This is a genomic window from Enterococcus sp. DIV2384, from assembly GCF_050534975.1.
Lineage (GTDB): Bacteria > Bacillota > Bacilli > Lactobacillales > Enterococcaceae > Enterococcus > Enterococcus faecalis.
The window spans coordinates 2,421,467-2,434,818 of the sequence record NZ_CP172905.1 but is presented as its reverse complement, the minus strand read 5'-3'; the positions used below and the strand labels follow the sequence as shown (position 1 = coordinate 2,434,818).

13 protein-coding genes are annotated in these 13,352 nt (G+C 36.5%); 9 read left to right on the top strand and 4 right to left on the bottom strand.

Annotated features, from left to right (window positions below):
- Positions 1-55 precede the first annotated feature (55 nt).
- Entirely contained in the window at positions 56-571 is a 516-nt protein-coding gene (locus IGK54_RS11660) for a hypothetical protein (RefSeq protein WP_016616414.1), read from the top strand.
- Positions 572-606: 35 nt separating this feature from the next.
- On the opposite strand, the gene IGK54_RS11655 is transcribed toward IGK54_RS11660, so the two are convergent.
- The gene (locus IGK54_RS11655) at positions 607-1,536 is read right to left on the bottom strand and encodes a site-specific integrase (protein ID WP_128437953.1); all 930 of its coding nucleotides are present in this window, start codon (positions 1,534-1,536) and stop codon (positions 607-609) included.
- A gap of 83 nt (positions 1,537-1,619) precedes the next feature.
- Positions 1,620-2,738, bottom strand: coding sequence for a restriction endonuclease subunit S (locus tag IGK54_RS11650; RefSeq protein ID WP_430603372.1), 1,119 nt, complete (start codon positions 2,736-2,738; stop codon positions 1,620-1,622).
- 97 nt (positions 2,739-2,835) lie between these two features.
- On the opposite strand from IGK54_RS11650, the gene IGK54_RS11645 reads away from it, so the two are divergent.
- Positions 2,836-5,979, top strand: coding sequence for a type I restriction endonuclease subunit R (locus IGK54_RS11645; protein WP_430603022.1), 3,144 nt, complete (start codon positions 2,836-2,838; stop codon positions 5,977-5,979).
- Between the two features lie 15 nt (positions 5,980-5,994).
- Complete coding sequence (locus IGK54_RS11640; RefSeq protein ID WP_104866573.1) at positions 5,995-6,651, top strand: glucose-6-phosphate 1-dehydrogenase family protein; 657 nt, start codon at positions 5,995-5,997, stop codon at positions 6,649-6,651.
- 51 nt (positions 6,652-6,702) lie between these two features.
- On the opposite strand, the gene IGK54_RS11635 is transcribed toward IGK54_RS11640, so the two are convergent.
- Positions 6,703-7,770 (bottom strand): choloylglycine hydrolase family protein, encoded by a 1,068-nt coding sequence (locus tag IGK54_RS11635; RefSeq protein WP_142957052.1) that lies wholly within the window; start codon positions 7,768-7,770, stop codon positions 6,703-6,705.
- A gap of 176 nt (positions 7,771-7,946) precedes the next feature.
- On the opposite strand from IGK54_RS11635, the gene IGK54_RS11630 reads away from it, so the two are divergent.
- A complete protein-coding gene (locus IGK54_RS11630) occupies positions 7,947-9,608 on the top strand; it encodes a SulP family inorganic anion transporter (protein ID WP_033596895.1) in 1,662 nt (553 codons plus the stop codon).
- A 165-nt stretch (positions 9,609-9,773) separates the two neighbouring features.
- Here IGK54_RS11630 and IGK54_RS11625 read toward each other — a convergent pair whose 3' ends face one another.
- Positions 9,774-10,466, bottom strand: a complete 693-nt coding sequence (locus IGK54_RS11625; protein ID WP_002370054.1) for a hypothetical protein — start codon at positions 10,464-10,466, stop codon at positions 9,774-9,776.
- A 192-nt stretch (positions 10,467-10,658) separates the two neighbouring features.
- Here IGK54_RS11625 and sylA point away from each other — a divergent pair, with 192 nt between their 5' ends.
- The 5 genes from sylA to IGK54_RS11600 all read left to right on the top strand — a co-directional run bounded on the left by sylA (position 10,659) and on the right by IGK54_RS11600 (position 13,159).
- Positions 10,659-11,111, top strand: coding sequence for a transcriptional regulator SylA (gene sylA, locus IGK54_RS11620; protein ID WP_002359121.1), 453 nt, complete (start codon positions 10,659-10,661; stop codon positions 11,109-11,111).
- Positions 11,112-11,129: 18 nt separating this feature from the next.
- Positions 11,130-11,642: a GNAT family N-acetyltransferase gene (locus IGK54_RS11615; RefSeq protein ID WP_185938057.1), complete on the top strand. Its 513-nt coding sequence runs from the start codon at positions 11,130-11,132 to the stop codon at positions 11,640-11,642.
- 288 nt (positions 11,643-11,930) lie between these two features.
- Complete coding sequence (locus tag IGK54_RS11610; RefSeq protein ID WP_142957049.1) at positions 11,931-12,185, top strand: hypothetical protein; 255 nt, start codon at positions 11,931-11,933, stop codon at positions 12,183-12,185.
- Positions 12,186-12,194: 9 nt separating this feature from the next.
- Positions 12,195-12,557, top strand: coding sequence for a hypothetical protein (locus IGK54_RS11605; RefSeq protein ID WP_142957048.1), 363 nt, complete (start codon positions 12,195-12,197; stop codon positions 12,555-12,557).
- Positions 12,548-13,159, top strand: a complete 612-nt coding sequence (locus IGK54_RS11600) for a T7SS effector LXG polymorphic toxin (RefSeq protein WP_430603018.1) — start codon at positions 12,548-12,550, stop codon at positions 13,157-13,159. Before IGK54_RS11605 ends, IGK54_RS11600 begins: the two co-directional genes overlap by 10 nt.
- Positions 13,160-13,352 lie beyond the last annotated feature (193 nt).

Sequence of the window (13,352 nt, the reverse complement as noted above, 5' to 3'; positions counted from 1 at the left end):
TTACACAAACGATTGTTCAAAGTTGTACAATGTCATCGAAAGGAGTATCCTTGTTATGAGAAAGAAAGGAGGACTATCATTGGCAAATAGCTTGCAAGAAGAATATCAAAAACTTGTGAAAATGAACTATCCTGAACTTGTCACGTACTTAAATAATAAGTATGGTCCAGTTCCAGGTTCTTATTTCAGGACTCCAACTTGTAAATCAAAAAATTCTAAAATTACTCGGTCAATGGAAGGTTTGGAAGTTCATCATGTTGGTGAAGATAAGTATCCTAATTTATCGGATATAAAATATGCTTTAACTGCGCCATGGGAAGAACAATTACCAGACCGCTTAGTCTATTGCAATTTATTAGAACATACCTTATTACATACTCTGATTTCGGAAAAACATGGGACTTTACAGCCTTATTTTTCATTTAAAGCTGATCTGATTCGAGATATTATTAATGATTACGAGTTTAAAAGAGAATGGCTAAAAGTTGTTTATTCGCAAATGAAAGACAATAAAGAATTGTTAATCGAATTGTATGATCGTGTAAATGCAAAATCTTTACTTAACTTATAACGAAAGAAGCACTCCGAAATTTGGAGCGCTTCTTTCTACATCAACATCGACAAATGGCGCATAATTTTATCATTATCCTGATTCTCTAGTTCCTGAATAATATGCAGATAAGTTTCTTGCGTAGTTGTCATACTAGAATGGCCTAATCGAGTCGCCACGCTGGCAATTGAAACACCAGCAAATAATAACAGCGAGGCATGTGTATGACGCAAACTATGGACAGTAATCACTGGAATCTGCGCACGTTTACATAAGACTTTTAAGCGACTATTAATCGTAGAATTAAAGACACGTCCTTTCACAAAAATTGGTTCCATTGGTGGCATATTTCTTATCAATTGAGAAAATTGCATTGCTGTTTGCCAGTCAATTTGTACTTTGCGTTTAGAAGATTCATTTTTTGTTGATTGGAAAAAACCAGTGGGGTTCTTATAATTCCATGTTTTTTCAATAGTTATTTTTTGTTTAGAAAAATCAAAATCTTTTGGCGTTAGTGCCAATGCTTCGGAAAAGCGTAGGCCCGTTTTAACTACCAATAAAATAAACCAATCCCAGTTTAGTTGCTCACCTAACTCTAATTCTTTCAAAAGAGCTTGAACTTCAAATTGGTTTAAAAATTTTGATTTTTTAGGACGTGGTGCTTTTCCTTTAATGACAATTTTTCGTGTTGGATTTTTTGAAATAAGTCCTTCATCGACTGCATCTAAAATTGCTCCTTTTAATTGATGATGAAAATCCATAGTTGTCTGCCGTTCGTGGGTTAACGCATAGTCATTTAATAACTGCTGATACCGTTGCCGATCCAAATGTTTTACTTTTAAACCAGGTGCCAACTCAGCAAGCCGTTGTTCCGCAATATAATATTTTTGCAACGAAATATCCCGAATCGCTCCTACCTTGTATAGCTCCACCCATTCACTAAAATACTCATGAAATAACTGCTCTGTTCTCTTTCTCTTAACCAAAATAAAACCTCCTTGATAATTGTTGATGAACGAATCATCTTTTTTATTATCTCGGAGGTAGGAAAGTGTGTAAATATTCAGTTTTATATGAACATATTTTGGAGGTAGGATTTTTTTAAGTTCTTTAGTTGGTTAAGCTTGTTTTGGTAAAGTGCTGTGATATCATCTAATTGTTTACAGAGTGTACTAATCTTAAGCTGTTCATCTTTTGAAGGAGTATTGATTTCCAAATTCATCATAACTTCAGAATTTAATTTTGAACGTCCTCCACCAACTAAAAAAGGCTCTATATTGATACTTTTTATTGCATTCATTAAAAATTTGTTATCAGCTTTAGACCTTTTTGCTTGGAGAACATGTGCATGATTATTAACCCAAACTTTACCATTGACGTATTGAACCGGATAATCCTTTAAATTGCTAGCTCCATCTTCTGCTACTAAAATGAACTCTCCATCATGTGTGTATCCCTCAACAAAATCTTGAATTCCGTTAGCTCCATAGTAGGGTGTATTTCCATAAATACGTTTAGATGCTGTTATTGGTATACGCAAATTATTATATTTGTTTGCTAAATCTTCCAACTTACACTGTTCCCATTCTCCTTCAAAATCAGCAAAACGTAACTTCGGTACTCGTTCATCTTTTGCAGGAAACATTACTTGCAAATACGCTTTCTTCAACTCTTTCAACTGATCAAGCTTACGCTGATGAAGAGCGATGATGTCATCGAGTTGCCGGAAAAGACTACCAATCTTTTCTTTTTCGTCTTCATCGGTTGGCACTGTGAAGTGCATCCTCTTAAATTCACCAGTTGTGATTTGGTTTATTGTCGCCCCAAGATTTTTATGAATTTCCACGTTGAATTGTTGTGTATCAAGTAATGCCTTCAAAAATTTTGGTGATGGAGAACGAAGACCGGTCATGAACGCTCCAATGACTGTATTCGGCATTTCACGATTGATAGGAGCGTGTTTTCCAATAAGAGAACGTGATCCATTTCGGACAACAACAATTACATCGCCAACTTGCACATGTTCAGAGTTTGCTACCTCGTTTCTAACATAAACGTTATCAGCTGAAACTATCGCATTATCTTTGACGTTTGATGAGCGTAAAACAAAAGTTCCATCTTTTTGAACATTATCAGGTGAATAGGTTAATCCCGAGAAAAAATCTGTTAGCTTTTCAAACTTACACAGTTCCCATGTGTCATCATAAGTTTTTTCACCAAAATATAGTTATAAATTTATCAAAATGATATAATTTAATTAAATAAAACAATGTGAGGGTCAGGTTATGAAGCTAAGTGTCAACGATGAAGCAACAGTGGAAAACAAGTTAATTGCGATTCTTGGGGAAGATCGTAATCAGTGGACGTATCGAGCAGATTTAAAATCGGAACAAGATTTATGGCGTAATTTACGTGAAAAAATCATTCAAAATAATTTAGCCGCAATTGGGGAACACCCTTTAACAGACCAAGAATTTGAACGCATCAAAACAGGATTATTAGAACGAACACGCACGCCTTTTGAAGCAGCGAAATGGCTAAAAGGGGAAAATGGTATTGCGAAAATTACCATCGAACGAGAAGATGCTTCTCTAGGAACAATGAGCTTGATTTTATATTCGAATCGTGATATTGGTGGGGGAATTTCTAGTTATGAAGTCGTGAATCAAATTGCAAAAAAGAATACTAATTCTGCAAAGCATGATAGTCGGTTTGATGTGACATTATTAATTAATGGGTTGCCTATTGTCCAAGTCGAATTGAAACAAGTGACAGCGAAAGATGGTGTATTTCAAGCATTTAATCAAATTAAAAAGTATGCCGAGGAAGGTATGTTTCGTAATAATATTTTTTCAACTTTGCAATTATTTGTTGTTTCCAATGAACAAACCACTCGCTATTTTGCGAATGCGCTACCACAATTTATGCATAAAAAATTCTTATTTAGTTGGCGAACAAAAGACAATAAAAAAGTTGAAAATCTTTATGAGTTCTGTCGCCAAGTGCTAAATATACCAGATGCCCATCGCTTAATTGCCGATTATACGATTGTTAGTGAAGAACAAGACAACAAAGTATTAATGGTTTTACATCCTTATCAAATTCATGCGATTGAAGCCTTATATGTTGCCGCTAGTAAGCACACCTCCGGCTATATTTGGCATGCTACAGGTTCTGGAAAAACATTAACCAGTTTCGTTTCTACTAAATTATTAGCGCGTAAACCAGGGATTGATCGGACGATTATGCTTTTGGACCGAAAAGATTTAGATAATCAGACAACTAGTGAGTTTACTAAATTTGCTTCGGAGTTTAACACAGGGATTTCATCAGGTGATGGTAAAGCTAATAGTCTGATTGTCGGGACAGGCAGTGCCAAAGAATTGAGTAAAACATTGTTTGCTGATGCGAACTCTAACGTAGTCATTGTGACGACGCGTCAAAAGCTGGATGCTGCTTTGAAATATGCACGAAAACAAGAAGAGCAGAAGGGCACAAATCGTTTTCAAAAATTAATGGGGCAACATATTGTTTTTATTGTTGATGAATGCCACCGAGCAGTTAGTGCGGAAAATATGATGGATGTTAAAAAAGTATTTCCTAGATCCACTTGGTTTGGCTTTACAGGAACACCAATTTTTGAAGAAAATAAAAAGCAAGCGCAAGGACAACTAGCCAGAACGACACACGACCAATATGGAGAAGTTCTACATACGTATACAATCAAAAATGCGTTAGAAGATAAAGCTGTTTTGGGCTTTCAAGTGGAACATGAAGATACGATTGATAGCGAGTCGTTGTATAAAAAAATCTATGATGGTTTGTCTAACGAAACCAAATATGCAGAATACACGCCAGAAGAGTTAGCGAATGAAGTAGAAGCAATGGACAACATTCAAAAAGAGAAAATGTTGGATCGTTCTATTTATGAAAATGATAAGCATATTCAAGAAGTCATTCATAAAATGTTCCGCCCCAATAATGCTTATACTAAATTTGATTTTGGGAATGGTCGCCCTCGAAAATCAGCAATTTTAACAACAAGTTCAATTGATATGGCGAAACGTTATTATCATGCCATTAAAAAAATGACAGCGAAAGAAAATTGGTTAGAAAAAGAATTTCCTAAGCATCAGATTCGTCAAGGGAGAACGATGGAAGACCCTGATTTTCCGCGAATTGCCATTACTTATTCATTAGAAGAAAACGCTGAGAATAGTAGCGCACAGCAAGACGAGTTAGCAAAAATTATGGCCGAATATAATGCGTACTATGGTACTTCATGGACCTTACAAGACATTGAGCGCTATAACGGAGACATCAACAATCGCTTAGCTCGTAAAAAAGCAGAGTTTAAAGAATTTGGCCGTCATGTTGATTTGGTTATTGTGGTTGATCGGCTGTTAACAGGTTTTGATGCACCTACGATTCAAACGTTATTTGTCGATCGTAATTTAGAATACGCCAATTTGATTCAAGCATTTTCAAGAACTAATCGCACCTATCCTGATAAAACAAAAGGCTTAGTGGTTACTTTCCGAAAACCTCACACAATGGAACAAAATGTCGCAAATGCGACTCGTCTTTATTCAGAAGCAAAAGAAGAATCTGGACTAATCTATCCAACCTATAAAGAATCAAAACAACGATTTAAAAAAGCCTTTCGTAAAATGCAAGAATTTAATCCAGAAGAGATAGATGAGAACCAGCCGATTGATGTGCGAATTGATTATGTTCAATCATTTCAAGCGTTAAGTAATAGCTATGAAGCATTAGTGACCTATGATGAATATAATGATGAAATGGAAAAATCACCAGCTTTAGCTGAGCAAGTCCATTTGATTGAAGAACAGATAGGAACATACGAAACAATCAAAGGCTCTTTAGTAGAAGTAGAACCTGGGACAGATAAAGATTTTTCGGAGATTGAATTTTACAGCGATAATCATGCCAAAATGTACGACATTGACTCTTCTTATATTGATCAATTATTAGGAAATTATTCTGCAAATAGCCAAGGCGTTCGTGAAGAAATTGAAAAGGCTTTGCAAAAATTGAATAAAACGGAATGTGTTAAAGAAGTGTATCGGGAAATTTTAAATGCAATGGATAATGAAAAAGTAGATCAAAAAGAAGATGTATTTGTTTTGAAAAGACGCTACTTCACAGGAACTAGAAATCAAGTGATTGCACAATTTGCGCAAGAATGGTTTGTTTCAGAAGATCAACTTCATTCATCCGCTATTCAATATATGATTGGTATGAACCCAATCCCAAACATGGGGGACATTATCAGCAGCAAAGACTTCGAGTCATATAAAGCAACGCACCCAGAAGCAAAACCATTTAAATACCCGCAACAAATGAAGCGTGCTTGGCGTCAAACGTTAGATGAATATTTAGTACCGTTGGAGGATGAATTACGATGATGGAGGAAGAATCACATGAATTTGTCTCATCAAGACTTCAATCTATTCAACCGAGAAATCTTCACATTTAAACAACTCAAAGAGCAACAAACATCAGCAGAAATCGATGCCTTAAAGCAAACCTACAAGCAACATTGGGAAAAGTGGAAAGCCTTAAACCTCGCAATCGCTCAAGGTTTACCAGCTGAACTCGGCATCACTAAGCCGAAAATCGAAAGCTGGACCAACGGCTGGAATTTACGCAGTCATTTCTGGGCTGCGTATCGCAGTGAGCAACGCCAAGCGGAAAATGCTTGTCTGGCGTTGTTATTAAATAAAAAGCAATTTCAAGTATATTTGATGTTTCAACATTACAAAAGTGAGGAGCGGACAGGCTCAGTCGTCGCTTACAATCAATTGCTTAATCGTTTAGAAGCTTGGAGTCAAACCATCGACTGCGAAGGCTATTATATTTGGCCGCAGGAAGAGCATGAACTAGTGGACCATTTGCCTTTAAAAGATTATTTAGCAGATGAAAAACAACGGAAAATTCTAGAAGAGCGGATAGGCAATCGCTCATTTCAGATTGGTAAGTTGTGGTTCGCGACGGGAAAGCTTGAAACGATTGAAGAAAAAAGTTGTCAGGCGCTTCAAGAATTAGCGCCGTTGTATAACGCATTATCTGAAAAATGAACGAAACAACGTCTCTGACCAATTACCTGGTCAGAGACGTTGTTTGTGTTTTTATTGATTTAAATCTGTTAGTAGTAGCTCGTTAGAAACAGCAAAAGTAGTAACTTCTGTTAAAGCTGGATCCAAAGTGTATTTTGTAAATGAGGTAGTACTTTCTGGTTGGACATACATGGTTAGATTAGTCACATCATATCCTGACCAATAATGTGTGAAATCAGACAGAGAATTACTTTGACCTAAATGGCCAATCCCCCGAGGAATCATCACTGTTTGGAAGGCGCGATAGAGTTGCATAATCCCTTCAGAGCTATCAAATTCTTGGAGATTGTCAGAATAGTATAACGCACGAATGAAGCGTGACGGCGAAGTGAAGTCTCCTGGGATTCCTAATAGTCCGTAAGAAGTCCCACCTTCAATTGGGTCAAGTGTTGCGCCTGATTTTAAAGTGTAAGGTTCCTTAATAGCATAGTTGCGCATCCCGATATAGTTTCGTGCATTGGTTAAATGATAATTGTATTCTGGGCTGTTTGTGACTACGCCAAGCGAATCATAAATGACGAACGCTCCGTTATCTGTTGGTTGCAAAACGATACTATTATTATTTTTATCATTAATGGTCCAGTGTAAGGTAAAATGAACTTCCCCCAATGAATCAAGTTGGAATTTTTGATCTAACAGGCCGATTTTTTCAAAAGCTACTTTTACTTCGTCAACGCTTTCAAAATTACTCAAAATATAAGCGAGAACTTCTTCTGCAATATGAGGTGTTAAACCACGATCTGCTAAACTTTCAGCAGGTGCTGTTGAAGATTCCATTAAATATTGAATATCACCAGATAAGCCGGCTTCGTTGATACCATCTGTGATAGCAAGGCTGACGGTTTTACCATCGTTCGCTGGTTGATCTGTGCCTGACATTGCTAGTCCCATAAAGGCATATTTTGCCGTCCAAGGATTTAGTTGGCTGTTTAGAACTGTACCTTTTGGAAATTGAGCAATTAGAGTAGGGATTTTTGGTGCAATTGGATCTTCGTTGCCAAAAAAGTCAAACGTAAAATCCATCGTACGTCCATAAAAAATATCATTTGTTTTGGAAATAATCTTGATGCCTGTACACATAATAGTTTCCCCCAATTAATGTAAGTTTGTGAAGCCTGTTTACTAGTTAAGCATATCATACTCTAGGAAACAGCGGTGGCTAAATTCTTAAAATATTAGACAATTTTGTCTAAATGAGGTGAAAAAAATTTTTTAGCGATTTCCTTCACAAAACACCTTATTATCTTTCCGAAAATATGATATCTTTAGAATGGAAATTTCATGAAAAGAGGATGCGAATGTTTAAAAAGTACACACAAATGATAAGGGATGAATTTAAAGGGTATAATCAAAAAAAATTGAAAAAAGATTTCTTGGCAGGTTTGACTGTCGCAGCCGTCGCGTTGCCGTTAGCGTTAGCGTTTGGGGTCTCTAGCGGCGCCACTGCAGCAGCTGGCATGATCACGGCGATTATCGCTGGAATTGTGATTGGGAGCCTTTCAGGTGGGTTTTATCAAATTTCAGGACCAACAGGTGCGATGGCAGCTATTTTAATGTCAATTGCGGCAGTGCATGGCATGCAAGGGATTTTGTTGGCCACCTTTTTGGCGGGAATTTTCTTGCTTTTGGCAGGGATTTTGCGTTTAGGGAGCTTGACTTCTTTTATTCCGTCACCGGTCATTACCGGGTTTACTTCAGGAATTGCTATTATTATTGCGTTGGGGCAGCTTGATAATTTCTTTGGGGTTCGTTCAGAAGGCCACAATTTAATTGAGAAAATCAGCAGTTATCGTTCATTGGGCTTTGATTTAAGTATACCAACGACGGTTATGTCGATTTTAGTGGTGCTTGGATTAGTGTTCTTTCCGAAAAAGTGGAATGCGATGATACCAGCTTCATTGGTGATGATTATTTTAGCTACGTTAGCAACAGTGGTTTTTCAACTGCCAGTGGCCACTGTAGGGAAAATTCCGACAAGTATTTTTAGTGATACACGTTTGGAACTTGGTTCGCTTCAATTAAGTGCGTTTCAGGATATTTTGGTGCCTTCGATTAGCATTGCTATGTTAGGTATGATTGAAAGTTTGCTTTGTGGCGCTTCGGCTGGTCGCATGACAGGGAAGCCATTAGACAGTAATCAGGAACTAGTGGCACAAGGAATTGGCAACTTAATTTTGCCATTTTTCGGTGGCGTGCCTGCGACGGCAGCGATTGCCCGCACGAGCGTAGTGATTAAATCTGGTGCGCAAACACGTTTAGCGGGTATTTTTCATGCAGTCTTTTTATTGTTATCGATGTTGCTTTTATCGCCAGTCATGTCTAAAATTCCCATGCCTGCGTTAGCTGGTGTTTTAGTGGTGACAGCGTGGCGAATGAATGAATGGTCGGTGATTAAAGAATTCTTCCAGAAACGTTTCCACACAGCCTTATGTTTATTCTTTTTAACGATGGTAGCGACCGTTATTTTTGACTTGAGTTTAGCGATTGTTTTAGGGGTCTTAGCGGGTTGCCTGTTTTTCATTGCGAAAAGTGCCGTGATTACGATTAATGTTGAGGAAGTCGATTGGTCAAGAATGGGGCTAGTACCGACCGATTGTACAGAAAATTGGGTGGTGGTTTATTTGAGTGGTCCGTTATTTTTCATGTCTTCTGAACGATTGAAACAAACGTTACTGCAATTGGAAACAAAAAGTGGTGTAGTATTTTCAATGCGAGGAGTTCCTAGCATTGATAGCACGGCGTTAGATATTTTAGAAGAATTTTGTCTCGCAGCAGAAGGTCGTGGACAACAAGTTCAATTTGCCGCTCTGCAACCAGAAGTTGAAAAAATGATTCGAACCATTCAAGGAAATCAAGAGAAAGAATACCATTTCTCAGTCGCAGAATTTTTACAAACGGTGCATGTTGCAGAACCATAATTCATTTTCAAATGAAATGTTCTATTTTCTATCGCGAGCTTAATGGGTGAAGAAATAAGAAAAATAAGTGGGGGCTAAAACGAGTTTCTAGAGGAGTTCCTAAAAAATAATAAAGAGAAAACTTCTAAGTATGAAGTTTTCTCTTTATTATTTTTTTTTGGTTATTTATTGAATTACTTCTAGCATAACGTCTTTTTGATCATCCGTAACATTGCCTGCGTAGTTAGGAGTGATTAAAGATATCGAACCATTTTTATTGTTGAATAAGTATAAAGTGCCCGATCTATTTTGTTCATCGTTTGAAGAAATATTAGTTCCTAAAATTAACTCTGTATTTACTTTAACGGTGCGAATACTGTTATCGGCCGCTGAAAATATTCTAATCTCTTTTGTAGGAATTGTATTTATCGATAGCTCATATTTATTAATGGCTTCTTTCACTTGACCATTTTCAGCCCCAAACAATTTAGTTCGGAAGGTAGCAGTTGGTGTTGAATTTAAGTTCTCTAACGTAATTGAAGTTGGCACATTCATTCCTTTAAAATTAAATACGAGTGGATTGTTTAAACTACTAAGATCGACAGCATAAGGTGTTGCTTCTAAAGAATTTGCTTCTTCGACATTTGTGGATACTTCATTTTTAGACTTTGCCGAAGCTTGAGTGGTACTGGCACTTTCTGAAGTTTCTTTTAGTTTATTATTAGAGCTTGTTTCTGTGCTAGAACTGTAATGATTAGCACTGCTTTTCATTGATGTTGTATGATTGGTAGAATTTTCTTGTTTTTTAGGTTCATTCGCTTTTTGAGAACTACAACCTGTTAAAAAAATAACTAAAATAACACAAAATAATTTTTTCATACTATTCCTCCTATAGACGCTATAACTAATTTTATCTTACTTGTTAATATAACAAAAGAAATAATTATTTTATTTTCACGAATGCTCAAATTGTTTAAATCTGTAGTTTTTATACTTATTTTTGTTGCATTTGCAACAAAAATAAGTTAAAGTAATGACAATCATAAAATATTAGCGAAAGGAAGTGTCCTAGTGACAGATATTTTAAGAGAAATTGGCATGATTGCGCGGGCCTTAGATTCAATCAGTAATATCGAATTTAAGGAATTATCTTTAACACGAGGACAATATCTTTATTTGGTCAGGGTCTGTGAAAATCCTGGAATTATTCAAGAAAAGATCGCCGAACTGATTAAAGTTGATCGAACCACAGCGGCGCGGGCGATTAAGCGTTTGGAAGAACAAGGCTTTATTTATCGTCAAGAAGATGCAAGCAACAAAAAAATTAAGCGGATTTATGCCACAGAAAAAGGGAAAAACGTTTATCCAATCATTGTGCGCGAAAATCAACACTCGAATCAAGTTGCTTTGCAAGGCTTGTCAGAAGTGGAAATTTCACAATTGGCAGATTACTTAGTCCGGATGCGTAAAAATGTCAGCGAAGATTGGGAATTTGTCAAAAAAGGGAACACTCGAAATTATTAAGGAAAGGACGACTGATTGATGGGAGAAATAAAACAATTAACAATAGAAGATGCACCAGCGTTACAAGAAATCAGCATTGAAACTTATACAGATACTTTCGGACCATATAATACCCCAGAAAATATGCAAGCCTATTTAGTAGAAGCCTACAATTTAGAAAAATTACAAAAGGAATTGGCTAATCCCCACTCTGACTTTTATTTTATCTTTGTCGATAATCAATTAGCTGGCTACATGAAATTAAATCGTGAGACGGCACAAACGGAACCGATGGGGCCAGAAAAGCTCGAGGTTGAGCGATTGTATATTTTGCCTGCGTTTAAAGGAAAGAAGCTGGGGACACAATTGTTAGAACTGGCGGAAGAGAAAGCTCGTGAATTTGGTAAAAACGCACTGTGGCTAGGTGTCTGGGAACACAATGATGCGGCGCGGGCATTTTATAAAACGATTGGCTACCGCTATTATAGTCAACATTCGTTTTTTATGGGAGACGATGAACAGACGGATTTTATTTTGTTAAAGAAATTGTAGTAGAGAAAAGTTAAAAAAGTGAAAATAATCAAAAGGTGATTATTTTTACTTTTTTATTTTTATATAAAAAAATTATATTATTTTTTTTTTTTTTAGATTTCGTTTATCTTTAGAAGGCTGTTTAGTTAAGTTTTTTGTTTATATAACATTTATTTGTTTTTTAAAATATAATTTTAAATCTTATTAAATTTATTGTTAGTGAAAAATATTTTGATTTTAGTTATCATTTTATTTATAATTGATTTAGTTTGATGTGGGTAAAAAAATGAAAAGGAGTGATGAGGAAATATGGTAAAAATCGCATCCAATCAAGGCACTGCCCAAAAGGCAATTGCCGGGATCAAGAGTGTATCTGTGAATAAAAATCAAACATGTCGTTTAGGAGAAAGCAATATTTCAAGTATGAAAAAAGGGGTTAAAGTCAGTAATCAACTGCTCAATCAATTAGCAAAAGTAGTCAATGGTGTCAACGCACAAGCCAATAAATTCCCCAAGTTAGCGGCAACGATAGCGGCTAGAGATAGCCAAACAACGTTCAAATAAGGAGAAACGATGGAAAAGGATACGAATGAAAAATTAAGAAGGAACTATGCGGAACAGATTGTCGAAAAAGAACGGGCGATGGATCAATTGTCGAAGGAAAAGAAGCAAATCCAAACCATTTTTGGTACACTAGAGTATGAACTAACCAGAAATTTCCGCGAACTTGAGCAACTCAACGCAGAAGTGATTCATAAAGGCGGTAAGTCGACGTGTTGGGAGCAAGAGGAACTCTCTGGAAAACAACGCTATTTAAAGGGCTTTTTACAACAACAGACACATGAATTAAGTCAAAGATACACAAAAGCAACCGCACAATCGAATGAAGAACGACTACAGCTCCAAAGAGAAAGGAGCGCGTTATCATGGGATTAATCTATTCTAGTGCAGACTCATCAGAATTAATGAGTGCTCTGGCTAGTAATCTATCTGTCGCACGAACGACCACCAGTGAATTAACAGCTGGTTGTCAACAACTAATCGCAGCCATCGACGGTCATACATTGTCTGGTGCTGCCTATAATGCGGGAAAAGGGCTATTTTCAGAATTAGTGATTCCGACGATTCATCGAATGACTGCCGCCGTTGATAATGTCCAAAGTGATTTGGCCAAATACAGCGCTGCGGATGCGTTTATTGCCAGTGAAGGTTTTTTAGATGAAGACAAACTCAAATTGAAAATAAAAATCATGAAAGCCAACCAACAATTATTGCACGATTCTGCTAGGGCAGTCGCCACATTAGCCCATAGTCAGCCGATTCCAGGAATTTATGAACTCTTACAAAATGCCCAACGGACCTTTATTAAGATGGCTGATAGTATGCAACAAGACATTGACAAGCTCCACAAGCAAATACAAAAGCTCAATGAGTTTGACCGACAAACTAAAAACCTATTCGCCACTAGCTTAGAGGAAATGCATTATAAACAAAGATTTCTGATAAAATCAGAAATCTTTGTTTATTTTTTTGATTAAAATTAAGCATTTTTTTATTTTCAAAATGTTATTTTTTAAAACGTAAAAATTGAAAAAGAAGATTTTGAATCTGTGAAAAGTTGTCGATCTTGTGAGAAAACTCTTTTGTCAGTGTCTTTTTTCAGGATGGGTCTCTTCCTGAAAATCCACTTCAGTTTATCTGGTTTGTGTGTGTTTGATTAAAAAATGTTGT

Excerpts from the sequence above, each read along its gene's own strand:
- IGK54_RS11645 (WP_430603022.1), top strand. The coding sequence starts at position 2,836 with ATGAAGCTAAGTGTCAACGATGAAGCAACAGTGGAAAACAAGTTAATT.
- IGK54_RS11625 (WP_002370054.1), bottom strand. The coding sequence starts at position 10,466 with ATGAAAAAATTATTTTGTGTTATTTTAGTTATTTTTTTAACAGGTTGT.
- IGK54_RS11605 (WP_142957048.1), top strand. The coding sequence starts at position 12,195 with ATGGAAAAGGATACGAATGAAAAATTAAGAAGGAACTATGCGGAACAG.
- IGK54_RS11600 (WP_430603018.1), top strand. The coding sequence starts at position 12,548 with ATGGGATTAATCTATTCTAGTGCAGACTCATCAGAATTAATGAGTGCT.
- IGK54_RS11630 (WP_033596895.1), top strand. The coding sequence starts at position 7,947 with ATGATATCTTTAGAATGGAAATTTCATGAAAAGAGGATGCGAATGTTT.
- IGK54_RS11660 (WP_016616414.1), top strand. The coding sequence starts at position 56 with ATGAGAAAGAAAGGAGGACTATCATTGGCAAATAGCTTGCAAGAAGAA.
- IGK54_RS11610 (WP_142957049.1), top strand. The coding sequence starts at position 11,931 with ATGGTAAAAATCGCATCCAATCAAGGCACTGCCCAAAAGGCAATTGCC.
- IGK54_RS11635 (WP_142957052.1), bottom strand. The coding sequence starts at position 7,770 with ATGTGTACAGGCATCAAGATTATTTCCAAAACAAATGATATTTTTTAT.
- IGK54_RS11615 (WP_185938057.1), top strand. The coding sequence starts at position 11,130 with ATGGGAGAAATAAAACAATTAACAATAGAAGATGCACCAGCGTTACAA.
- IGK54_RS11640 (WP_104866573.1), top strand. The coding sequence starts at position 5,995 with ATGAATTTGTCTCATCAAGACTTCAATCTATTCAACCGAGAAATCTTC.